Origin of the sequence: Acidocella sp. (genome assembly GCF_013044125.1) — a bacterium.
GTDB lineage: Bacteria > Pseudomonadota > Alphaproteobacteria > Acetobacterales > Acetobacteraceae > Acidocella.
The window spans coordinates 1-21,409 of the sequence record NZ_JABEVC010000208.1; the positions used below are offsets into that span (position 1 = coordinate 1).

Below are 21,409 nucleotides of genomic sequence, written 5' to 3' on the forward strand. Positions count from 1 at the left end.
AATGGGTACGGCAACCGCAACCCAAGGAGTTTTCAATATGTCGGCCGTAGGTTCTATCATGACGAATACCGGGGCGCTCCAGGCGCTCAACTCTATCTCCGCCACTTCAGCAAACACCAACATGCTGCAGACTCAGCTCTCCAGCGGTCTGTCGATCAGCTCACCGTCGAACAATCCGGCCGGCTATATCACCGCCCAGGGCTTCACCTCGCAGCTGAACGGCATCACCCAGGCGATCTCCAACGCCAACCAGGGTGTCTCCCTGCTGCAAACCGCCCAGGGCGCCATCTCGCAGCAGATCGGCATCACCCAGCAGCTCAACTCCATCGCCGTGCAGGCCGCCAACGGCACGCAGACCTCCTCTGAATCCCAGTCGCTGCAAAACCTCGTCGGCCAGCTCACCGGCCAGGTCTCCACCATCGCCAACCAGACCCAGTTCAACAACATCAGCCTGCTCAACGGCACTTTCTCGGGTGTGCAGTTCCAGGTCGGCGCCAATGAGGGTCAGACCCAGAGCCTCTCCATCAGTAAAATGACCGCGAGCGCCATCGGCATGAACGCCTCGGTCGCCTCCGCGGCTGTTTTCAAATCGGGCAAAGCCTCCTCGGGCAGCGGCCAGATGACCGTCGGCGCCACCAACCCCGCCACCGTCGGCGCCTATACCGCGGGCACCGCGAAGATCATCGGCAACAACGGCGGCAGCGCCTCCATCGTCTCCACCACGGGTGAATCCGCCGCCAGCATCGCCACTGCGGTCAACAACCTCTCTGGCACCACCGGCGTGCAGGCGCAGGCGACCAACTCGGTCGTCCTCGCGGCCACCTTCGTTGCCGGCAAGTCGCTCAACTTCTCCATCCAGGCCGGCAGCGGCCTCACCGGCACCATCGGCACGGCGCAGAACATCGCGGCCTCCAGCGCCAACGCCCTGGTCTCCCAGATCAACGGCGGCACCTCCACGAGCGGCATCTCCGCCTCGCTGAACAAATCCGGCAACGTGGTTCTCTCGCAGTCCGCGGGCCAGAACATGATCCTGAATTACACCGGCGCCGCCGCGTCCGGCAGCCTCACTACGGTTGGCGGCACGGCCACGTCCTTCAGCTCCACCAATAAAAACGCGGTGATCCAGGGCCAGGCGCAGCTTCAGTCCAGCGGGGCCTTCTCGGTCACCAACGGCACGGCAATCGGCGTTAAATCCAGCTCTACGCTGGATTCCTTGTCCGCCATCAACGTCAGCACCACCTCGGGCGCCAACCAGGCGATCAACGTGGTGAAATACGCGCTGGCGGCGCTGAACAACCAGGGCGGCCAGCTTGGTGCCACCCAGCAGGCGATGACCGCCAATATCAACAACCTCAACACCACCAGCCAGAATGTCACCACCGCGCTTGGTGTGGTGCAGGATGCCAACATCCCCGCCGTCAGCAACCAGCTGACCCAGGCGCAGATCCAGGCGCAGGCTGGCGTTGCGGCGCTCAAATCCTCCACCCAGCTGCAGCAGTCCTATCTCTCCCTGCTGCCATAAGCCTGAAACCGGCGGGCCGGGGTCTCGCGCCCCGGCCCGTGCCTTTCCCGTAATATCCGCCACAATCTCAGGGATGTGTCATGACCACCGTAAGCAGTCTCGGCTCCAGCCAGGTCTCCAGTCAGATCGCGCAGGTGCAGGCGCGCTTGCAGGCCCCCATCACCGCCATGCAAACCCAGGTCACGACAGACAAAGCCACCATTTCCGCCTGGGGCACGATCAGCGGTGCAATGTCCACCCTCGCCAAATCCCTCGCGGGCATCAAAAGCGTCGCCACCATCAACAGCCGCTCGGCCAACAGCACGAGCACCAGCGTGGCCACCGCCACCACCACCAGCACCGCCGCCACCGGCACCTATAATCTAACCGGCGTCACCCTGGCCAAAACCCAGGAGATTTATTCCTCCCTGCTGGGCTCCGGCGCGGCTTCGCTCACCGGCGGCGCCGGTTCACTCAACTTCACCCTCAAAAACGGCAAGACCGAGAAAGTCTCCGTCGGCTCCGGCAGCCTCACCCTCAACGGCGTCGCCGCCGCCATCAACAAGGCCGCGGGCGGGGTGCAGGCGAGCGTTGTCGGCACAGCGGCGGGCGCGCGCCTGGTGCTGCAAAGCAGCGCCACCGGCAGTTCCCAGGCTTTTTCCGTCGCGGGCACCGGCGCGCTGACCCAGTTTTCCTACAGCTCCGCCGCCCCCGGCACTGAAATCCTGGCCCAAACCGCGAGCGATGCCAAGCTCTCCCTCAACGGCGTGCCGGTCACCAGCAAAACCAACAGCCTCAGCAGTGCGGTCGCGGGGCTCAACATCTCCCTGGTTGGCTCGGGCAACACCACGGTCACGGTCAGCTCCTCGCCCACCACCCTCTCCGGCGCCGTATCCTCGGTCGCCACCAGCCTCAACGCGGCGCTCTCCGCCATCGCCAAGCAAACCAAATATGTACCCCCCAGCTCGGCCGGCGCCTCCTCGGCCAGCGCCGCCAAGTCCGGCCCGCTGCTGGGCAATTTCACCGCCACCAATCTGAGCAGCCAGCTCCTCAACACGGTGAGCGGCGCCGCCGCCAGCGGCATCAGCGCCAACGCCATCGGCCTTACGGTGAGCAGCGCCGGCGCGGTCTCCTTCAACAGTACCAGCTTCTCCTCCGCCTACGCCAAAAATCCCTCCGCGGTGCAGAATCTCATCAGCCAGATCTATAAAGCTCTCGACACGATAACCACCGGCGCCATCGGCGGCTCGGGCAGCGCCAGCACCAACACCACCACCACGAGCGGCACCAGCACCAAATCCACCGGCAATATCGGCTCCCAGACCAGCGCCCTCCAGGCCACCATCAACAGCATTGACAGCCAGATCACCCAAACCACCAAAGAGAACAACGCCCAGCTTCAACTTTTGGTGCAGGAATACACATCGGCGATCAATGCCTCCAACTCGGCGTCTATTTCCCAGGCCTATCTCAGCATCTTCACCAGCACCTCCACCACCAGCAGCAGCGGCTAGGGCTAATCAGACATGAGCATGGACATAACAACAGGCTACCGGGCTGGAATGTTTGACGGCGAGGCAGATGTCTCCTGGCTGCGCCAAGGCTGGCGCGGCCTGCGCTTTTACGGCAAACGCGCGAAGGCGGCGATCGAGGCTGGCGACATTCAAGCCAAGTCGGAAATGATCCTGCGCGCGGACCAATTGCTGGACGTCATGGCCGGTATCCTCAATACTGAGCCGGATTCAACCCTCGGCCCAGCCTTGATGACAATCTACACCGCGTTGCGCTACACATTGTTCCGCGCCAATGCCGAGAACAGCCCGGCCGCGCTGGACGATTTCGAGACCGCCCTGGCCTTCCTGGACCATGACATGATAAAATCATCTGAAAGCGCGATCGCCGCATGACAAACACAATCCCGCCACGCCCCCAAACGCCGCTTCCGGTTGCAACGGCCGCGCCGCCTGCCGCGCCTCAATCGCCCGCCACCGCGGCTCCCAGCACCCCCGCGCAGACTGATTCCGTGACCCTGAGCGCCGCCGCTCAAACCAGCACCCAGCTCCTGGGCGCCGCCCGCGCGGCTGATGGCATTAACCACGCCGCGGTGGCGCAAATTCGCAGCGCCCTGCAGTCCGGCTCCTACAGCGTCACGCCTGAAAACCTCGCCCAGGCTATCGCCACGGTGATGAAAGGATCAAAATAATGGGCATCGCTGGGCAGTTTCGCTCCCTTCCGGCAAGCCCTGCATCGCATTCCGTCGCGCAGACCCTGCAACAAGGGATGGAGCTTGTGGAAGATCTCAGCCGCAAGCTGCAAGCCCTCGATAGTCTAATGCTCACCGGCAAGCCGAATGAGATTTCCGCCGCCGCCGTGGTGGTGGAAATGGCGCTCAAATCCGCCGCTCCGGCATTTGCCGAAATCACTGACACCATGGGCCAACTTGGCGCCTGCAACCTGGCCGCCGCCGCCGCGCAACTGCGCCAGATCGAGCAAGAAGACGCCGCCGGCCTGGCCGAGGCGTTGCGCTTCGCCCTGGCCCGTTTCGCCAAGCGCTCCGCCGGGGCCAACCGCCGCGCGCAACAGCTCAACCGCGGCCTCAACGCGGCGCTGAAAACCCTCCAAGCCCTGGGTGTGCAGGAGAGCGGGCGGCTTATCGCAGAAGCGTGAAGCTGCACCAAAACCAGGCAGCCACAATAGCAATCGGCCATTATAGAGGCAATCATAGTTTGGGTGCGCTCCCCCAAAGCCCGGCCTTCACGTCCAGGAGGTTGACGAGTCAGCGATTTGGATCGAAAGCTTACTGTGCGACTACATCCACCACATAAAACAGGGAGCAAAAACAGCATGAGCGCACCAGCACGGGACGGGCATCGTCTCGCCAAGGATAGCCTGGGACTATCTCAGATTATCGCCTCCACATTGGCGAACATCGCCCCGGCCATGAGCTTTTTCTTCGGCTTTGGCCTTATCGTCTCCGGTGCCGGTGTCGGCGCCCCGCTCACCATCCTCACCGCGATGGTCGTTATCCTCTTCCTCACCAACACGCTGGCCGAGTTCTCCAAATACCGCCCCAGCACCGGCTCCTTCGTTACCTTCATCGGCATGTCCTTCGGCCCGTTCGCCGGTGCCGCCGCCTCCATCTTCGTGGTGGTCGGCTATTGCATCGCGGCCTCCTCGGTCGTCGTCATCGCCGGCGGCTGGGCCGCCAGCACGCTTCATCTCTTCCTTGGCATCAACATCCCCTGGCAGGTGCTCAGCATCATCGTCACCGGCATCGTCGGCCTGCTCGTCTCGCGCGGCATCAGCCTGTCCACCACCTGGGCGGCGATCTTCTTCTATTTCGAGCTGATCCTGCTGCTCATCGGCGCGGTCATCATGCTCTGGGTCAACCGCGCCACCCTCTCCTGGCAGCCTCTGATGTTCTCCAGCATCACCGGCGGCTGGAAGGGCATCGGCCTTGGCTTCCCCCTCGCCATCTACCTCTTCATCGGCTGGGAAAACTCGGCGATGCTGGCTGAGGAGACCACCAACCCCCGCCGCAACGTGCCGCGCGCGCTCATCACCGGCACGCTGGCCATCGGCATCCTCTATATGTTCCTCGCCTTCGCGACCGAGAACGCCTTCAAGAACAATCTCACCGCGATCAGCGCCTCCACCATCCCCTTCGTCGATGCCTTCAAGGCTTCCGCCGCCGGGCTGCTCATCGTCGCCTACATCGCCGGCGTGACCAGCATTTTCTCCTCGCTCATCGGTCTGACCAATGCGCAGGCGCGTATTCTGTTCAGCTCCTCGCGCGAGGGCCTGCTGCCGGTCTTCTTTGGCAAAATCCACCCGCAGCACAAAACCCCGCACACCGCGATGTGGACCTACATCCTCCTCGCCCTGGCGATCGTGCTGGTGTTCGGCTACGCCTACAACATTGATCCGGTCACCCTCTTCGGCGACACCGGCACCCTGGGCACCATCCCCGTGATCGTGACCTACCTGCTCACCAACCTGGCCCTCCCGGTTTACATGCTGCGTTACCACCGCGAGGATTTCTCGGTGATCAAGCACCTCATCCTGCCCCTGCTGGGCACCGGCGCCATGCTGTTCCCGCTCTGGGGTCTGGTGCAGCCCGGCCAGCCCTATCCATTCAACCTCTATCCCAAGCTGTCGCTCGCCCTGCTGATCTTTTCGGTCATCTACGGCGCCATCCTGGCCAAGCGTAACCCGGATCTGGTGCAGCGCATCGGCTCCTACGTCGCGGACGAGGAATACTAACCTCCTGATCGCAATAACCAGGGGCGGCGCCGCAAGGTGCCGCCCTTTTTTTGTGCGGTTGCCCAGCCACGCCGCCTTAAGCTAGGCTACCGCCATCCGCCGGAGTTCAGCATGCCTCAGACGATTTCCGCCGCCCCGCTCGACCTTTCCGTGTTTGATAATTTGGACCCGCCAGCCCCCGCCCCGGCGCAGGCGCTCACACCCGCCGCCGCCAACCCGGTCCTGGCGCCCGAACCCGCGCCCGAGCGGCTGGTGGAAGTCGCCAACCTTCCCCCTGAAGACCTCGCCGCCGCCACCGCCTCGGCGGCCAAGATAGACTTTGCCCAGACCACCACCCTGCTCGCCCATGGTGACGGCGTATTGGCCAACATCGCCGCCGCCTCCCGCCAGCTCCTCACCGGGGTGCGCCTGGGCGACGCGGGCGAGGCCGGGCGCATCGCCGCCTCGGTGATCGACGGCATCAAAATCCTGCGCATCCAGGACCTCCAGGCCGAATCCCAAACCGGAGCGCATAAAAAGGGCCTGGTCGGCAAGCTGCTCGGCGCCATCGCGGATGCCAACACCGCCTTCAAGGGCTTTGCCGAAAACCGCAAAAAATTCCTCACCCTCATGGACGACCAACAGGCCAAGGCGCGCAAAACCAAGGCTGATCTTGCCGTCACCATCGAACTGCTGGACCAGCAGGCGCTGGCCATCCGCCAATCCCTGCACGGGTTGAAGGTGGAAATCGCCGCCGGGCAGATCGCGCTGGACCGCGCCCAGGCCGAGCTGGAAGCCAAGCGCCAGCATGCCGTGCAAACCAACGACCCCGCGGACGCCGCCGAGGTCCAGGCGTTCCGCGGCGCCATCGCCAATTTCCGCGGCAAGGTGGCGGATATGCGCGAGGCCCTCGTCGGCTCGGCCATGCTCATCCCCATCATCGGCCAGAACCGCTCGGCGGCTGAAACCCGCATGATGAAAATCTCCAACGGGCTGCTGGTGGTCATCCCCCGCCTCATGGCCGTGGCCTCCCAGGCCGTGGTGCAGGTGGAAATCCGCAACGCCGCCGAGGCTTCGGCCAAGCTGGAAGAAGCCAACCGCCAGATCACCCTGCTCGCCGCCAAGGGCGCGCACGAGGCCGCGACCTCCGCCGCCCGCTCCCTCGGCGGCGATCCGCGCAACATCGAGGTTCTGGCCCAGGTGGCCGATGAAGCCATCGCCAGCATGAACGAGGTTATCGACATCGAACGCGAAGTCGCCGCCGCCGATGCCGGGCGCGAGCAGAAACTGGCCGAAATCCGCGACAATCTGGTGCGCGGCATGCAGGGCGCCAACGCGCGGGCCATCGCCCCATGAGCGAGCTGGATTTCGATATGCAGGCCGCCTGGCTGCGCCGCTTCTCAGCCGATGCCCAGAGCAACCTTGGCGCCTTCGCCCTGCGGCTGAAGGAGGCGATGCCCGCGCTGGTCACCATCCAGGAGAAAAAGGGCTTCTTCGCCAAAACCGGCACCATCACCGGCGTCAGCATCGAGCTTGGTGAGAACCGCTACCAGCTGGAGCTTGCCGGCGGCCGGTTGCAGGCCAGCATCGCCATGGTGGTGCGGGGCATCACGCTCAACACCAAGACCATGGACCCGGCCGAATGGTTCGCCCGCCTCGCGCAGGAGACCGCAAACGCCTCCGCCCATGCGCAAAGCCTGAGCGCCTCGCTGCAACAATTCATGGCAAGCTGATGGGACTCTTCGACCACTTCAAACCCAAAGCCCCCGCGCCGGAGGAGCTGCGCCGCCAGGCGGACATTCTCATGAGCCTGCGCGGCAACCGCATCCCCACCGCCACGCTGGAGCGCCTGCAAGGTGCTGCCTCCGGCGCCAAACCCTGGATGGCGACCCTCACCCCGGCGGAGCTGCTCATCACCCGCGCGCACGGGCTCAAACCCATCGCCGCCATCTCCGCCACCTGCTGGCTGCATTACGGTTTTTCCTGGACCCTGGGCCATTCCCAGGGCTGGGAAGCCGCCCTGGCGCGCCTAGCGCAAGAGGCCAAGGCCTGCGGCGCCAATGCGGTGCTCGATGTGAAGATGCGCACCATCCCGCTTGAGACTGGCGAGAGCATGGATTTCACCCTGCTCGGCACGGCGGTGAAAATTGATGGCCTGCCCCCCTCGTCAGACCCGGTCATCGCCACCGTCCCGGCCTTGGAGTTCGTGAAGCTGCTGGAGGCCGATGTGGTCCCCACCGGCATCGCCATCGGCGCGCATTACCAATGGCTTAGCGACTGGAACAACAGCGCCAACCAGGCGTGGATGGGCAATATCGAGGCGCCGCAGCTCTCATCCCTGTGGAACGATGTGCGCAACCGCGCGCATGCGAACCTGCGTGAAGCCGCCCGCCCGCGTGGCAACGGCGTGCTCGCGCATGTGAATTTCTCCCAGATGTTTGACCGCGAACGCGAGGTGAATGAGCGCAAGTTCAAGGAATACCTCGCGCGCTACATCGTCATCGCCACCACGGTGGACGCGCGGCGCGGCACGCCCCTGCCGCATGACATCTCCATGGTGGTGGATATGTGCGCCGGCAAAACCCCGCTACAGGGCCGCAAGCCGCACCACCAATCCTACGCCAGCAACGAACAAGACGGAGCCATCTAGCCATGACATTGGATCTTCCCGCCCACGCGCAGGAGCGTTTGAAAGGCTTGCGCGGCAGCGCGCATTCCACCGGCGTCTTCACCTCCGATTTCTCGGTCAACGAATTCCTGCTGGTGCGCAAGGCGGGGTTCGAGCCGATCGGCCTGTGCGTCGGCTCCTGCGTGTATCACGTCGGCATCCAATACGGCTCCTGGTCCAAGAGCCAGGAGATGGATGTGCTCTCCAAGGCCATGTATCATGCGCGCGAGCTGGCGATGTCGCGCATGCGCGCCGAAGCCTCCGCCATGGGGGCCGATGGCATTGTCGGCGTCAAACTCACCATCAAGCGCCTGGAGTGGGACGAGCAATTGCTTGAGTTCATCGCCATCGGCACCGGCGTCGTCCACGGCGAGGGGCACAAGGGCTTCCGCGCGCATGATGGCGGACCCTTCACTTCGGATTTATCGGGCCAGGATTTCTGGTCCCTGCTGCACGCCGGCTACCGCCCGGTGGAGATGGTGATGGGCAGTTGCGTCTATCATGTCGCGCATCGCGGCGTGCTCTCGGGGCTGGGCACGGTGGGGCGCAATGTGGAGCTGGAGAATTTCACCGCCGCGATGTACGAGGCGCGCGAAATCGCGGTCGAGCGCATGCAGTTCGAGGCTGCGGCCGCCAAGGCGGAAGGCGTGGTGGGGGTGGACATTCATGAAGGCAGCTTCGGCTGGAAAACTCATGTCATCGAATTCTTCGCCATCGGCACGGCGGTTCTGCCGCTGGATCAGGAAATCGCCCCCGATAAAATCCCCGACCCGATCATGGTGCTCTCGGTTAACGACTAGAATCAGGACCAGATATTTTGACGCATAAACACTACGACGCCGTGATCATCGGCGCCGGGGCAGCCGGGCTTTTCTGCGCGGCGATGGCGGGGCGGCGTGGCAAAAAAATCCTGGTGCTTGAGCATGCGGTGGAACCTGGCGCCAAAATTCTCATCTCCGGCGGCGGGCGCTGCAATTTCACCAACACCAAGGTTGGGGCTGAGAATTTCATCTCAAAAAACCAGAATTTCTGCAAATCCGCCCTGGCCAGTTTCAAGCCGGGCGATTTTATCGCGCTCGTCGAGGCGCATGGCATAAAATATCACGAGAAAAAACTTGGGCAGTTGTTTTGCGATAATTCCGCGAAGGAAATTCTCGCCATGCTGCTTGGCCTGTGCACCGCCGCCGGGGTGGAACTGCGCACCGGGCACAGCGTCACCGAAATTTCAAAAGCCGAGCATTTCCGTGTGGAAACCACGGCCGGCACCGTGGAATCCACCGCTTTGGTGCTGGCAACCGGGGGGCTCTCGATCCCCAAGATGGGCGCCACCGGATTTTCCTATGACATGGCGCGCAAGTTTGGCCTCGGCATCGTGGAAACCCGCCCCGGTCTGGTGCCCCTGGTGTTCACCGGCGAGCGCTGGGCCTGGATGCAGGGGTTGAGCGGTGTCTCGTTTGACTCCATCGCCAGCCACGGCAAGCGCAAGTTCCGCGAAAACACCCTCTTCACCCATCGCGGCCTCTCCGGCCCGGCGATTTTGCAGATCTCCTCCTACCTGCCGCCCGGCGGCACGCTGGTGCTGGACATGCTCCCCGGCCAGGACGCTTACGAGGTGCTGCTGGAACGCAAGGCCAGCCGCAAAAAGGCCGAGCTGAAAACCGTGCTGGGAGAATTCCTGCCCGCGCGCCTCGCGCATGCGCTATTGCAACCGCCGCTTGGCAACCACACCATCGGCGACATGCCCAACAAAGCCCTGAGAAACACAGCGGAGATGATAAACCGCTTCACCCTCACCCCGGCGGGAACCGAGGGCTACGCCAAGGCCGAGGTTACCGTGGGCGGGGTGGATACCGATGGCCTGTTCTCGAAAACCATGGGCGCGCGTGAGGTGCCGGGGCTGTTTGTCATCGGCGAGGTGGTGGATGTGACCGGCTGGCTTGGCGGCTATAATTTCCAATGGGCCTGGTCCAGCGGATTTTCGGCGGCGCAGGCGCTGTAGAGCGGGTTCGCGCTCCGGATGCTCCACGTGGAGCATCCGTGAGGATTCTGGCGTAACGCTCTGTTAGTTTAGCTGAATTTTTTGCTTGCGCCCCAATTTGTGCGGGTTCGGTACGGAAAATTAACAAGTTTTGAATTGCGTATAACCCTGGGCGCGCAGCACGCAGGCCGGGCAGGTGCCGCAGCCGTAGCCCCAGCCATGCAGCTGGCCGCGCTCGCCGTTGTAGCAGGTGTGGGTGCCGGTGCGGATCAACTCAACCAGCGCCGCCCCGCCCAGGGTTTGCGCCAGTTTCCAGGTCTGCGCTTTGTCAATCCACATCAGCGGCGTGTGCAGCACGAAATTCGTGCCCATGCCGGTGTTGAGCGCCAGTTGCATGGCTTTCACCGAATCATCGCGGCAATCCGGGTAGCCGGAAAAATCGGTCTCGCACATGCCGCCGATGATGTGGCGCGCGCCCCGGCGGTAGGCCAGCATGGCTGCGAAAGTGAGGAAGACGAGGTTGCGGCCGGGGACAAAGGTGGTCGGCAGGCCGGAGGCGGCGAGGGTGATTTCGCTCTCGCGCGTGAGGGCGGATTCAGAGACTTGGCCGAGCACGGCGAGGTCGATCACATGGTCCTCGCCCAGTTTCTCCGCCCAGGCGGGGAAACCGGCGCGGATCGCCTCGCGCACCGGCCCGCGCACCGACATCTCGATGCCGTGGCGCTGGCCATAAGTGAAACCAAGGGTCTCGACCGTGGTGAAATGCTCCAGCGCCCAGGCGAGGCAGGTGGTGGAGTCCTGCCCGCCGGAGAACAGAACGAGGGCTTTGCGGTTTTGGTCCATGTGCCTTGAGTCGCCGGATTGGCGCGCGGCGTCAAGCGTCATGCCCGCGCCGTTTACCGCGAGATGACCTCCGGCACGATGGTTTTCACGATGGTGGCGTCCAGCGCCTCGAAACCCTCGTAGTCGATGGTGGCGTAGAGGTCCTTGCGGGTCAGCATCTGGTCCACGCAGTTCTGCGCGCCGCCGTCCTTCATGATGCTCCGGTAGAGTTTCTCCTGCGCCAGCGCCGCGACGCGCAGGCTGGTGACCGGCCAGATCAGCATTTTATAGCCGAAGGCTTCGAACTGGTCCTTGGTGTAGAACGGCGTGCGGCCGAACTCGGTCATGTTGGCGAGCAGCGGCACGCCGGGCATGCGGCGTGCGAACTCGCGGAACATTTCCTCGGTGTTGAGCGCCTCGGGGAAGATCGCATCCGCGCCGGCTTCCATGTAGAGCTTGGCGCGGGCCACCGCACCATCCATGCCCTCGGAGGCAGCGGCATCGGTGCGGGCGATGATGTAGAGGTGGCGGCGGGCATGCGCGGCGGCGGCGATTTTGGCTGCCATGTCTTGCGGGGTTGCGAGTTTTTTGTCGTTCAGATGGCCGCATTTTTTGGGCAGGATCTGGTCTTCGAGATGCACGGCGGCGGCGCCGGAATCCTCGAAGGCGCGAACCATGTGCATCACGTTCAGGGCTTCGCCGTAGCCGGTGTCGCCATCGACCAATACGGGCAAGCCCGATGCGCGGGTGACCTGTTTGATGAAGAAGCAGACTTCATCGACGGTGATGATGCCAAGGTCGGGCAGGCCCATGGAGGCGGTCATCGCGGCGCCTGAGAGGTAGCAGGCGTTGAAGCCGGCGGCCTTGGCCTGCTGCGAGGCGAGGCCGTTATGCGTGCCGGGCAGAGGCAGAATGCCCGGGCGGGCGAGCAACGCGCGGAAGCGTTCGCCGGCGGATTGGGTGGGGAGGTCTGATGCGCGCAGATAAGGCATGATGATAATTCCTTGAGAGGAAAAAATCCCCGCCAGGATAACCCGGCGGGGGAGCAATTAGCGTTTCGCCAGGGGCACGAATTCCAGGTTTTCCGGGCCGGTATAGTTGGCGGAGGGCCGGATGATCTTGCCGTCGATCCGCTGCTCGATGACATGCGCGCTCCAGCCGGAGGTGCGCGAGATCACGAACAGGGGGGTGAACATGAGGGTGGGAACACCCATCATGTGGTAGGAAACGGCGGAGAACCAGTCGAGGTTCGGGAACATTTTCTTGATTTCCAGCATCACCGTTTCAAGGCGGTCGGCGATGTCGAACATCTTGGTGGAACCGGCTTCATCGGAGAGCTTTTTGGCGGCGCGCTTGATGACGGCGTTGCGCGGGTCGGCGATGGTGTAGACCGGGTGGCCGAAACCGATGACGACCTCCTTGTTGGCGACGCGGGCGCGGATGTCGGCCTCGGCCTCGTCCGGGTTGGCGTAGCGCTTCTGGATTTCGAACGCGACCTCGTTGGCGCCGCCGTGTTTGGGGCCGCGCAGCGCGCCGATGGCGCCGGCGATGGCGGAGTACATGTCCGACCCGGTGCCGGCGATGACGCGGGCGGCGAAGGTGGAGGCGTTGAACTCATGCTCGGCGTAGAGCACCAGAGAGGTGTGCATGGCGCGCACCCAGCTCTCGGAAGGCACAGTGCCGTGCAGCAGGTGCAGGAAATGGCCGCCGATGGAATCATCGCCGGTTTCCACCTCGATGCGTTTGCCGTTGGTGGAGAAATGATACCAGTAGAGCAGCGCAGAGCCCAGCGAGGCCATCAGACGATCCGCGATGTCCCTGGCGCCCGGCTGGTTGTGGTCATGCGCCTCGGGCAAGGTGCAGCCCAGCGCGGAGACGTAGGTGCGCATGACATCCATGGGGTGGGCGCTTGCGGGAATGGCTTCCAGCACGATCTTCACAGTGGCCGGCAGGCCGCGCAGCGCGCGCAGCTTTTGCTTGTAGGCTTTCAGCTCCGCGGCGTTGGGCAGGCTGCCGTGGACGAGGAGATGCGCGATCTCCTCGAACTCACAGGCATCCGCGACGTCGAGAATATCGTAGCCCCGGTAATGCAGATCGTTGCCGGAGCGGCCAACGGTGCAAAGGGCGGTGTTGCCGGCGGCAACACCTGAGAGGGCGACGGATTTCTTCGGCTTGGGCAGGACGCTTTCGTTCATCGATGCGTCCTTTCTCAGAAGATGCCGGGCTTGGAGTCGAGCAGTTCGCCAGCCGGGAGCGCCACGTTCAGGCTGGAGAGTTCGCCGGCGGCGAGTTTGGGCAGGTCCTGCACGGCCTCAAGGAAGCGGTTGCTCTCGCGGGTGGTGATGATGCCGTTGGTGAGCTGCTGGAACTTATGGATATAGTCAGCGCGCTCAAACGGCTTGGCGCCAAGCGGGTGGGCGTTGGCGACGGCCATTTCGTCGACCAGCTTCGAGCCGTCCTTGAAGAGAATCTCGACGCGGGCGCCAAAGGCTTTTTCGGAGATGTCCAGCGTGTGGTAACGGCGGGTCCATTCCGGGTCTTCAACGGTTTTGATCTTGTGCCACAGGCGCACGGTATCAGCGCGGCCGGCGCGCTTGGGCGCGTAGGAGGTTTCATGGTTCCAGAAACCATCCTGCAGGGCCACCGCGAAGATGTACATGATCGAGTGGTCGAGCGTCTCGCGGCTCGCCTTCGGGTCCATTTTCTGCGGATCGTTCGCGCCGGTGCCGATGACATAATGCGTGTGGTGCGAGGTGTGGATGATGATCTTCTCGATGGCGTCCACATTCTCGATGGAATCGCGCATGCGGAAGGCAAGGTCGATCAGCGCCTGGGACTGGTATTCGGCCGAGTGTTCCTTGGTGTAGGTGTCCATGATGGCGCGCTTGGCCTCGCCGGGGGTGGGCAGGGGGACGTGATATACCGCATCCTTCCCGCCGAGCAGCCAAGCGATGACGGAGTCCTCACCCTCGTAGATCGGGCTCGGCGCACCCTCGCCGCGCATCACGCGGTCTACCGCCTCAACGGCCAGCTTGCCGGCATGGGCGGGGGCGAAGGCCTTCCAGGAGGAGATTTCACCCTTGCGGCTCTGGCGCGTGGTGAAGGAGACATGCACGGCCTGCTGCACGGCCTGGTAGATGACATCCTGCTTGAGGCCGAGCAGGGTGCCGATGCCGGCGGCCTGGGCGGGGCAGAGATGGGCGATATGGTCGATTTTATGTTCGTGCAGGCAGATCGCCTTCACCAGATCGACCTGGATCTCATACCCCGTGGCGATGCCGCGGATGAGGTCGCGGCCGGAGCGGTCCAGGGTTTGGGCAACGGCCAGGATGGGGGGGATGTTGTCGCCGGGGTGGGAGTAGTCGGCGGCGAGGAAGGTGTCATGATAGTCAAGCTCGCGCACCGCGGTGCCGTTGGCCCAGGCGGCCCATTCGGGCGAGACGGTGACGCGGGCGGGGGCGCCGAAGATTTGCGCGCCGCCTTTGCGGGCGTGGCCGAGGGCGCCGCCGCGCGCCGAGACCACCGGGCGGCGGTTGACGGAGGCGATGGCGACGGAGGCGTTGTCGATGATGCGGTTGATGATCATGTCGGTCACATCCTTGGTGACGGCGACTTTGTCGGCGGCGACGCCGGCGATCTTCCAGGCCAGCTGGTCTTCACGCTTCAGCGTGACTTTTGAGGGATAAACGCGAACTTCGTTGAGTTTCATGTTCCGGTGGCTCCTTGGTCTTTTGTGTCTGGCGGCTTTGGCGGCTTGGGTGTTTGGCGCGCAGGCGGTTGTTCGCGCGGGGCGCGAGGTCCGGCGTGTTCATCGCGCCAAATGTTGGGAGCGTCCAGGGTTTGGGTTGCGGATAATGGTGAACGCCTTGCGCCGGTTTGTAAATTTTGCGAAGAATTTGGCATGGCTGAGAAGAAAATATTTGCAGGCGACAGGCTGCGCCGGGCGCGCGAGCAGGCGGGGCTGAAGCAGGCGGTGCTGGCGGTGAAGCTGGAGATTTCGGCTAGTTACTTGAACCAGATCGAGAGTGACCAGCGGCCGCTGACGCCGGTGCTGCTGGCGCGGCTGGCTTTGGTGCTGAACGTGCCTGAGAGTTATTTCGCGGACCATGAGGACGCCAGGCGCGAGAGCCAGCTGCGCGAGGATCTGGGGGACCCGTTGTTCCGCGCCATGCCGGGGGCGCAGGCGGAGGTGCGGGCGCTGGTGCGCGCGGCCCCGGCGTTTGCGGAAGCGTTCATGACGCTCTACCGCGCCTATAGCGGGCAGGCGGAACAGCGGGCGGCGCGCGCGGGCGGGGCGTTGCCAAGGTTTCCCTATGATGAGGTGCGCGACTGGGTGCAGTCCCGCCAGAACCATTTTGCCGCGCTGGACCATGCGGCGGAGGGGATGTTCGAGGAATGGGGGTTTGCGCCGGCCAGCCTGCGTGAGGATATGCGGCGCTATTTGCGCGATGTGCATGGGATTACCACGGCGCATACGCCGGGGATGCTGGCGGAGGGGGTGTTCTGGCGGCTGAGCCGGGGCTCTAAGCGGTTGCATCTGGCGGAGGATGTCTCGCCGGAGAGCGAGATGTTCTGGCTGGCGCATGTGATCGGCCAGTTGCAGCAGCGGCCCTTGATAGAGCGCGAATTGCGGCGCGCGAAGTTCACCACCGAGGAGGCGCTGGGGTTGGCGCGGATCGCGCTGGCGAATTACTTCGCCGGGGCGCTGATGATGCCCTACGGCATGTTTCATGCGGCGGCGGTGGCGGCGCGCTATGATGTGCAGCGCTTGCAACGGCAGTTTGGCGCGAGTTTTGAGCAGATTTGCCACCGGCTGAGCACGATGCAGCGGCCGGAGCTGCCGGGGATACCGTTTTACTTCGCCAAGACCGATATTGCCGGGAATATATTGAAGCGCAGCAGCGCCACGCGGTTTCAGTTCGCGCAGTTTGGCGGGCCATGTCCGCTTTGGAATGTGTACCGGGCGTTCGCGCGGCCGGGAGAGGTATTGGTGCAGCTGGCCAGCACGCCGGATAATATGAGCTATTTGAACATCGCGCGGACCGTTGGGCGGGGCGGGGGGTCCTACCTCAGCCGGCCGCGCGCGGTGGCGGTGGTGCTGGGGTGCGAGATACGATACGCGCCGCTGACGGTGTATGCGGCGGGGCTGGATTTGGGCAACCCGGATGCGGCGGACCCGATTGGCCCAGGGTGCCGGGCGTGCGAGCGCACGAATTGCCGCCACCGCTCCGTGCCGCCGATGGGCCATGCGCTGGATATGGGCACGGCCGAACGCGGGGTGGTGCCCTACCGGTTGAAACCGGGCTGAGGCTATTGAATTTGGATGCTGCCCTTGGAGGTGAGGGTGAATGGGCTGGGAAGGCCCGGGAGTTTGATCGGCAGGCTGATTGTGGTGGTCAGTTTATAGGTAGCGTAGGTTTGTTGAATTTGGGTTGAGGAACATTGGCCGGGGCCTGTTGCCGCGGCATAGGTAGGCGTGATGCCGGGGGTGACGCAGGAATAGGTGAGCGAGCCGTTGGCGGCCCCTGAGGAGAAGGTGGCGGGCAGGGTGACCTGGTAGACCGACGCGGCGTTGATGGCCGAAACGATCTCCTGCAACTGGTTCTGGTTGTTAGCCGAAAGCGGATTGGTCCAGGCAAAGTAGTAAAGCGCCTGGAGTGCTGTGTTGACCTGGGCCTGGGCAGTGATGATGAGGACGAAATCCGCCGCGCCGAGGGTGAGCGGGAGCAGGAAAAAGCTCGTGACCAGGGCAAATTCCACCGCGACGCTGGCCTTGCGGTTTTTTTGAAGGAAGCGGCGGATCATGACTGACATGATGGCGAGACGACGGTTGGAATGTCAAAACTCCCCATGACGGTGGCGGCGGTGGTGATGCTCAGGGGGATGCCTTTGACAAACATGTTAAAGCCGACGGGGGACCAGAGATATTTAACCGTGAGGGTGAGGTATACGCCGTTCCACTCCGCGCCCCCCCCGGCGCCTGAGCTGTTGTTGGTCCAGGTGGCGGTGATGAGCGGGTTGCTGCCCGTGGCGGTGCCGGCGCCGGGCAGCGGGGGCTGGGCGTAGCCGTTGAAAAATGTTGTGATCATGGCGGCATCTGGGCAGGTCATGATGCCGGTTGTGGCGTATTGGTTGGAGGCATACACGGCGGCTTTGCGGGCCGTGGCCTGGACGCTGTGCGCCAGGGTGCCGAGAGAGAAGCCGAGCAGGCCGAAGTTGAGGATGGCCATGATGAAGGCGAAGAGCGCCAGGCCGGAGATGGCGAATTCAACGGCGGCGCTGGCGCGCCGGGTGACGCATAGGCGAAGTGCGGCTTGCACGAGCGGTTGAGAAGCACGCGGCCGGTGTGCCGGGACCCAGCGAAGGAGCGCCTGTTTCAGGCGGGTTGGTTGAATGGCCATTTTACTGAACGAGCAAAGCTTCAGCGCTGGTGGTGGTGATGGCCTTGATCAGGGAAGCGGCCAAGTCGTTACTGTTGGTGCCGATGCTCACGGAAAGCGTGCCGTTGCCGTTGACTGTGAAATTATCAGCCAGGACCGCAAAAGTCCCGCCGCTGGTGGAGCCGATGTTGTAATGTCCAGAGTCAACGAATCCTGCCTTTGGCGCATAAATGATGCCGTTGATGGTGGCGTTGACGAGATTACCACCGCCGCCGGAGAGGGTGCCGACGGTCGTGTCGTTGCGGGCCTGATAGATTAAAATGCCGCAAATGCCCTGGCCGTTCTCGATTGAGGTCATGTTGTAGAGGCTGGCAATGTACTGGTTTTGGGAGTCGGCGGGGGCGTTATAGTTTTGCGGCGCGACGCAATTGCTGCTGGGGGCGGACATGTTGAACGCCGTGGTGCTGCCGCCCAGGCTATATGAGGTTGAGCCGGCGAAGGCGAAGGTGGCGCCTGAGCCCGTGGTGGTGATGGAACTGCCGCCGCCTACGCTCAGGCCGGCTGTGCCGTCAAAATAGTAAATGCCAGGGCCAAAGGAGACGGCGGTTTGGCTCCCCGCGGAAAAGCCGTTGTTGAAGAAGTAGCTCACGCCACTGGTGTTATTGGAGGCGCTGGCGAAGGTGACGGTGCCCTGCGTTGGGATTGTGTAGGCGTTGCTGGAGCTATCGAACAGGCAATAGGTATAGCGTGTAAGATCATTTCCATTGTCCTGCAGGGGCGGCGTGATGAGGACCGAAGCGCTATTGCCGCTGCCGCTGAGGGTAATTTCAGCGCAGGGGGGAATTGAAGCGAGGTTGGTGCTGTTATCGTACCAGAAGGTTGGTACGTCGCCCATGTAGTATAATGGGTCGGTTTCAATGGGTGCGCCTTGCTGGACGTTAGAGTCGTTTGATGTGGTGCCGCCAGCGCCGCTGATGACGGCCTGGCCACTTGTAGCGGCGCAACCGGCGGTGAGGATGCTTGTTCCCGTGGTGTTGGTCGTTGTGATGCTCGCCTGGCCAACGGCCGTGATGGCCGCGTTGCTCGTGTTGTTTTGGCTGAAGTTCGTACTGCAGGAAGGGGCGCCAGCGCTCGAATCCGCGGCGATATTGCAGCCATTGGCGGTAATTATGGTGTTACCGTTGGTGCTGACGTTGCCGATGACGGACTGGCCCGCGGTGCCGAGCGAGAGCAGGCAGGCGCCGCCGGTGGTGTTGGTGACGGTTTTAACAATTGCCGTGGAAGAGGTGGATTGTGTGCCGGGGAGCAGCCCGGTCAGCCCCATGCCCTTGACGCGGGAGAAGAAACTGGCGCGTGGGATGGTGGCTGTGGCTTGCCAGGTGGAAATGGTGGTGCCGTCGGTGCCGCTGGAGAGAGGGGTGCCGGGCGTGTATGTCAGATTCACGGTTGAGCTTGTGAGGCCGAATTGTGAATTCGAGGCGTTGTTGGCGGCGGTGACGGCGTAAGGCTCGGCGGTTGTGGGGCTGGTTACGGCATAACCCGCGGTTTTATTGGCGGTGGCGGCGGCCAGAGCGGCGGCATCGGTCGCGGATTGCAAGGTGTCCTGCTGCTGATACCAGAAGCCAACATCGACCGCGAGGCCGGTGGTGGCGAGAAGTACGGGAACGGAGAGCGCGATGATGAGCGCGACGGCGCCGCGGCGGTTCCGAAAGGACTTGAGCCGGGCCTGGAGGGCAACAAGACAGCGACTGTGAAGCAGCTTATGCAGCATGTGACCCGGCTTCCAGAAAGTTCATATCGGCCTTGATGATTTGTTAAATATACCGCCGGCGGGGCGATACGGCAATGTAATAACGAAATTGTTACAACAAGTACATTAGAATTAATTTAACATTGGGGGATTGGGGCGAGGGTGCCTAAAAACTGGGCGGGCTGCTGGCGCTGATGAGCAGGCAGGGGGCGGAGCCTGGGTTGCGGAAGCGGTGGGGGATGTCGGAGCGGAAGTAGTAGGCGTCGCCGGGTTGAAGGGTTTTCTCCTGCGCGCCGACGGTGATGGTGAGGCTGCCCGAGACGATGATGCCGCATTCCTCGCCCTGGTGGCGGAGCATTTCCTCCCCTGTGTCAGCGCCGGGCTGGTAGGTTTCCTGTAGCATTTGCAGGGCGCGCTCCTTGAGGTTGCCGCCGACCATGCGCATGGAGACGGTTTCGCCAAAGGCGATTTCGGTCAGCTCGGCGGCGGCGAAGAACACCTGGTCGGAGGCGGCGAAGTTGTGGGTGAAGAAATCAGCTAGGGAGAGGGGGATGCCGTCGAGGATCTTCTTCAAGGAGGAGATGGAGGGGCTGACGCGGTTTTGCTCGATGAGGGAGATGGCGCCGTTGGTGACGCCGGCGCGCCGCGCCAGTTCGCGTTGGGTGAGGCCGTAGATCTGGCGGACCAGGCGCAGGCGGGTGCCGATATCGTCAGAGGGGGCGGTGGTGGACATGATGTTCGTTCCCGGCGTTTAGAATATTCAACATTTTTGGAGGTTTTTTCCTGTCAGGGCAATAAAAAAACCGTTTTTGGGGGTTTTCATTAACATTGGTCAATTATTCTTGACGGCGCCGCGCGGCATGGGCGAGACTGATTTGGCAACAATAACGGGGATTTGCGTGTCGTGGCACCTGAGCAGACCAACGGTTGAAGCTGTGGCGCGTTGTGGGCGCCGGGGACGCGGATGATGCCCGGGGCGGTGATGTTGCCGGCGGGGCCGGAGAAGGTTACCGCCGCGCGGGGGGCGATATCGCTCTCGGGTATTACCAGGATCTTTGCGGGGAGCATTCCCGCGGTTGATCATATAGACCTGGATATTCAGGCGGGAGAGTTTTTCACGCTGCTCGGGCCTTCGGGCTGCGGCAAGACGACGCTGCTGCGCATGATCGCGGGATTTGAGACGCCTGATGAGGGGCGGATCGTGATCTCGGGCCGGGAAATGCAGGATGTGCCGGCGCATCAGCGCGCGGTGAACACGGTGTTTCAGTCCTACGCGCTGTTTCCGCATTTGAATGTGGAGCAGAACATCGGGTTCGGGCTGCGTATGCGCGGTGTGAGGAAGCTCGAGCGTAAGAAGCGCGTGGATGCGATGATGGAGTTGTTGCAGATCGGGCCGTTCGCGGCGCGCAACGCCGGGCAGCTCTCGGGCGGGCAACGCCAGAGGGTGGCGCTGGCGCGCGCGCTGGTGAACGAGCCGGAGGTGGTGCTGCTGGATGAGCCGCTCTCGGCGCTGGATGCGAAATTGCGGGCGGAATTGCAGATAGAGCTGCTGCGGATGCAGAAGCGGCTGGGGATGACGTTTATTTTCGTCACGCATGACCAGCATGAGGCGCTGGTGATGTCTGACCGGATTGGCGTGATGTCAAACGGGCGGTTGCAGCAGGTGGGGCCGGTGCTCGATGTGTACGAGAAGCCGCGCAATGTGTTTGTCGCGGAGTTTCTGGGGCTTTCGAACATATGGGCGATTGAGCCGCTGGGCGGGGGCATGGCGGCGGCGCCGATCGGGGTGTTGAAGATCGCGGCCGGGATAGGCGCGGCGCGGATGGCGATGATCCGGCCTGAGAAGATATGGATTTATAACGACACGCATGCGCCGCAAGGGCGGGAGAATTTGTTCCCCGGCACGGTGCGCGAGGCGATTTATATGGGCGCCTCGACACAATACCGCATTGAGCTGGGCGGGGGCGGGTTTGTGCTGGCGCTGGATACCAACAACCAGGCGGCGGAGCGGAGCTGGCGGCCGGGCGAGGCGGTGGCGGTGGAGCTGAAGCCTGAGAATATCATGCTG

General features: G+C 63.3%; 21 protein-coding genes. 13 read left to right on the top strand and 8 right to left on the bottom strand.

The genetic code is table 11. From position 1 onward, the window contains the following. Window positions 1–37: 37 nt before the first annotated feature. The 11 genes from HKL97_RS12680 to HKL97_RS12730 all read left to right on the top strand — a co-directional run bounded on the left by HKL97_RS12680 (window position 38) and on the right by HKL97_RS12730 (window position 10,410). Window positions 38–1,522: a flagellin gene (locus tag HKL97_RS12680; protein ID WP_291425908.1), complete on the top strand. Its 1,485-nt coding sequence runs from the start codon at window positions 38–40 to the stop codon at window positions 1,520–1,522. Between the two features lie 80 nt (window positions 1,523–1,602). After that, window positions 1,603–3,015 carry a flagellar filament capping protein FliD gene (fliD, locus tag HKL97_RS12685; protein WP_291425910.1) on the top strand — a complete coding sequence of 471 codons (1,413 nt, stop codon included), beginning with the start codon at window positions 1,603–1,605 and terminating at the stop codon, window positions 3,013–3,015. Window positions 3,016–3,033: 18 nt separating this feature from the next. Further along, on the top strand, window positions 3,034–3,408 hold the full coding sequence (locus HKL97_RS12690; RefSeq protein ID WP_291425912.1) for a flagellar protein FliS: 375 nt from the start codon (window positions 3,034–3,036) through the stop codon (window positions 3,406–3,408). After that, the gene (flgM, locus tag HKL97_RS12695; RefSeq protein ID WP_291425914.1) at window positions 3,405–3,704 is read left to right on the top strand and encodes a flagellar biosynthesis anti-sigma factor FlgM; all 300 of its coding nucleotides are present in this window, start codon (window positions 3,405–3,407) and stop codon (window positions 3,702–3,704) included. The genes HKL97_RS12690 and flgM overlap by 4 nt, the downstream gene beginning before the upstream one ends. Continuing rightward, window positions 3,704–4,168, top strand: a complete 465-nt coding sequence (locus HKL97_RS12700; RefSeq protein ID WP_291425916.1) for a hypothetical protein — start codon at window positions 3,704–3,706, stop codon at window positions 4,166–4,168. The genes flgM and HKL97_RS12700 overlap by 1 nt, the downstream gene beginning before the upstream one ends. Before the next feature lie 177 nt (window positions 4,169–4,345). Then, window positions 4,346–5,764 carry an APC family permease gene (locus HKL97_RS12705; protein WP_291425918.1) on the top strand — a complete coding sequence of 473 codons (1,419 nt, stop codon included), beginning with the start codon at window positions 4,346–4,348 and terminating at the stop codon, window positions 5,762–5,764. A gap of 111 nt (window positions 5,765–5,875) precedes the next feature. Then, on the top strand, window positions 5,876–7,099 hold the full coding sequence (locus HKL97_RS12710) for a toxic anion resistance protein (protein ID WP_291425920.1): 1,224 nt from the start codon (window positions 5,876–5,878) through the stop codon (window positions 7,097–7,099). Next, window positions 7,096–7,476 (top strand): hypothetical protein, encoded by a 381-nt coding sequence (locus HKL97_RS12715; RefSeq protein WP_291425922.1) that lies wholly within the window; start codon window positions 7,096–7,098, stop codon window positions 7,474–7,476. The genes HKL97_RS12710 and HKL97_RS12715 overlap by 4 nt, the downstream gene beginning before the upstream one ends. Further along, window positions 7,476–8,393, top strand: a complete 918-nt coding sequence (locus HKL97_RS12720; RefSeq protein ID WP_291425923.1) for a heavy metal-binding domain-containing protein — start codon at window positions 7,476–7,478, stop codon at window positions 8,391–8,393. The genes HKL97_RS12715 and HKL97_RS12720 overlap by 1 nt, the downstream gene beginning before the upstream one ends. Before the next feature lie 2 nt (window positions 8,394–8,395). After that, complete coding sequence (locus HKL97_RS12725; protein ID WP_284258232.1) at window positions 8,396–9,211, top strand: heavy metal-binding domain-containing protein; 816 nt, start codon at window positions 8,396–8,398, stop codon at window positions 9,209–9,211. A gap of 17 nt (window positions 9,212–9,228) precedes the next feature. Continuing rightward, entirely contained in the window at window positions 9,229–10,410 is a 1,182-nt protein-coding gene (locus HKL97_RS12730) for an NAD(P)/FAD-dependent oxidoreductase (protein ID WP_291425925.1), read from the top strand. 120 nt (window positions 10,411–10,530) lie between these two features. Here the strand turns inward: HKL97_RS12730 and queC are convergent, their stop codons facing one another. The 4 genes from queC to HKL97_RS12750 are packed head-to-tail and all read right to left on the bottom strand — an operon-like array spanning window position 10,531 to window position 14,920. Next, the gene (gene queC / locus HKL97_RS12735) at window positions 10,531–11,232 is read right to left on the bottom strand and encodes a 7-cyano-7-deazaguanine synthase QueC (RefSeq protein WP_291425927.1); all 702 of its coding nucleotides are present in this window, start codon (window positions 11,230–11,232) and stop codon (window positions 10,531–10,533) included. A 53-nt stretch (window positions 11,233–11,285) separates the two neighbouring features. Beyond that, complete coding sequence (gene prpB, locus HKL97_RS12740; protein WP_291425929.1) at window positions 11,286–12,203, bottom strand: methylisocitrate lyase; 918 nt, start codon at window positions 12,201–12,203, stop codon at window positions 11,286–11,288. Between the two features lie 57 nt (window positions 12,204–12,260). Continuing rightward, entirely contained in the window at window positions 12,261–13,406 is a 1,146-nt protein-coding gene (prpC, locus tag HKL97_RS12745) for a 2-methylcitrate synthase (protein WP_291425931.1), read from the bottom strand. A gap of 14 nt (window positions 13,407–13,420) precedes the next feature. Beyond that, window positions 13,421–14,920, bottom strand: a complete 1,500-nt coding sequence (locus HKL97_RS12750; RefSeq protein WP_291425932.1) for an MmgE/PrpD family protein — start codon at window positions 14,918–14,920, stop codon at window positions 13,421–13,423. A 192-nt stretch (window positions 14,921–15,112) separates the two neighbouring features. Between HKL97_RS12750 and HKL97_RS12755 the strand changes: the two genes are divergently transcribed. Then, window positions 15,113–16,519, top strand: a complete 1,407-nt coding sequence (locus tag HKL97_RS12755) for a short-chain fatty acyl-CoA regulator family protein (protein WP_291425953.1) — start codon at window positions 15,113–15,115, stop codon at window positions 16,517–16,519. Window positions 16,520–16,521: 2 nt separating this feature from the next. On the opposite strand, the gene HKL97_RS12760 is transcribed toward HKL97_RS12755, so the two are convergent. The 4 genes from HKL97_RS12760 to HKL97_RS12775 all read right to left on the bottom strand — a co-directional run bounded on the left by HKL97_RS12760 (window position 16,522) and on the right by HKL97_RS12775 (window position 20,074). Then, entirely contained in the window at window positions 16,522–17,016 is a 495-nt protein-coding gene (locus HKL97_RS12760) for a TadE/TadG family type IV pilus assembly protein (RefSeq protein WP_291425955.1), read from the bottom strand. Next, window positions 17,013–17,531 (bottom strand): TadE/TadG family type IV pilus assembly protein, encoded by a 519-nt coding sequence (locus tag HKL97_RS12765; RefSeq protein ID WP_291425957.1) that lies wholly within the window; start codon window positions 17,529–17,531, stop codon window positions 17,013–17,015. The genes HKL97_RS12760 and HKL97_RS12765 overlap by 4 nt, the downstream gene beginning before the upstream one ends. An 82-nt stretch (window positions 17,532–17,613) precedes the next feature. Then, on the bottom strand, window positions 17,614–19,362 hold the full coding sequence (locus HKL97_RS12770) for a pilus assembly protein TadG-related protein (protein WP_291425959.1): 1,749 nt from the start codon (window positions 19,360–19,362) through the stop codon (window positions 17,614–17,616). A gap of 145 nt (window positions 19,363–19,507) precedes the next feature. Next, on the bottom strand, window positions 19,508–20,074 hold the full coding sequence (locus HKL97_RS12775) for a cupin domain-containing protein (RefSeq protein WP_291425961.1): 567 nt from the start codon (window positions 20,072–20,074) through the stop codon (window positions 19,508–19,510). A gap of 231 nt (window positions 20,075–20,305) precedes the next feature. On the opposite strand from HKL97_RS12775, the gene HKL97_RS12780 reads away from it, so the two are divergent. Beyond that, window positions 20,306–21,409: ABC transporter ATP-binding protein (locus HKL97_RS12780; RefSeq protein ID WP_291425963.1), on the top strand; the 1,104-nt coding region annotated here is incomplete at its 3' end.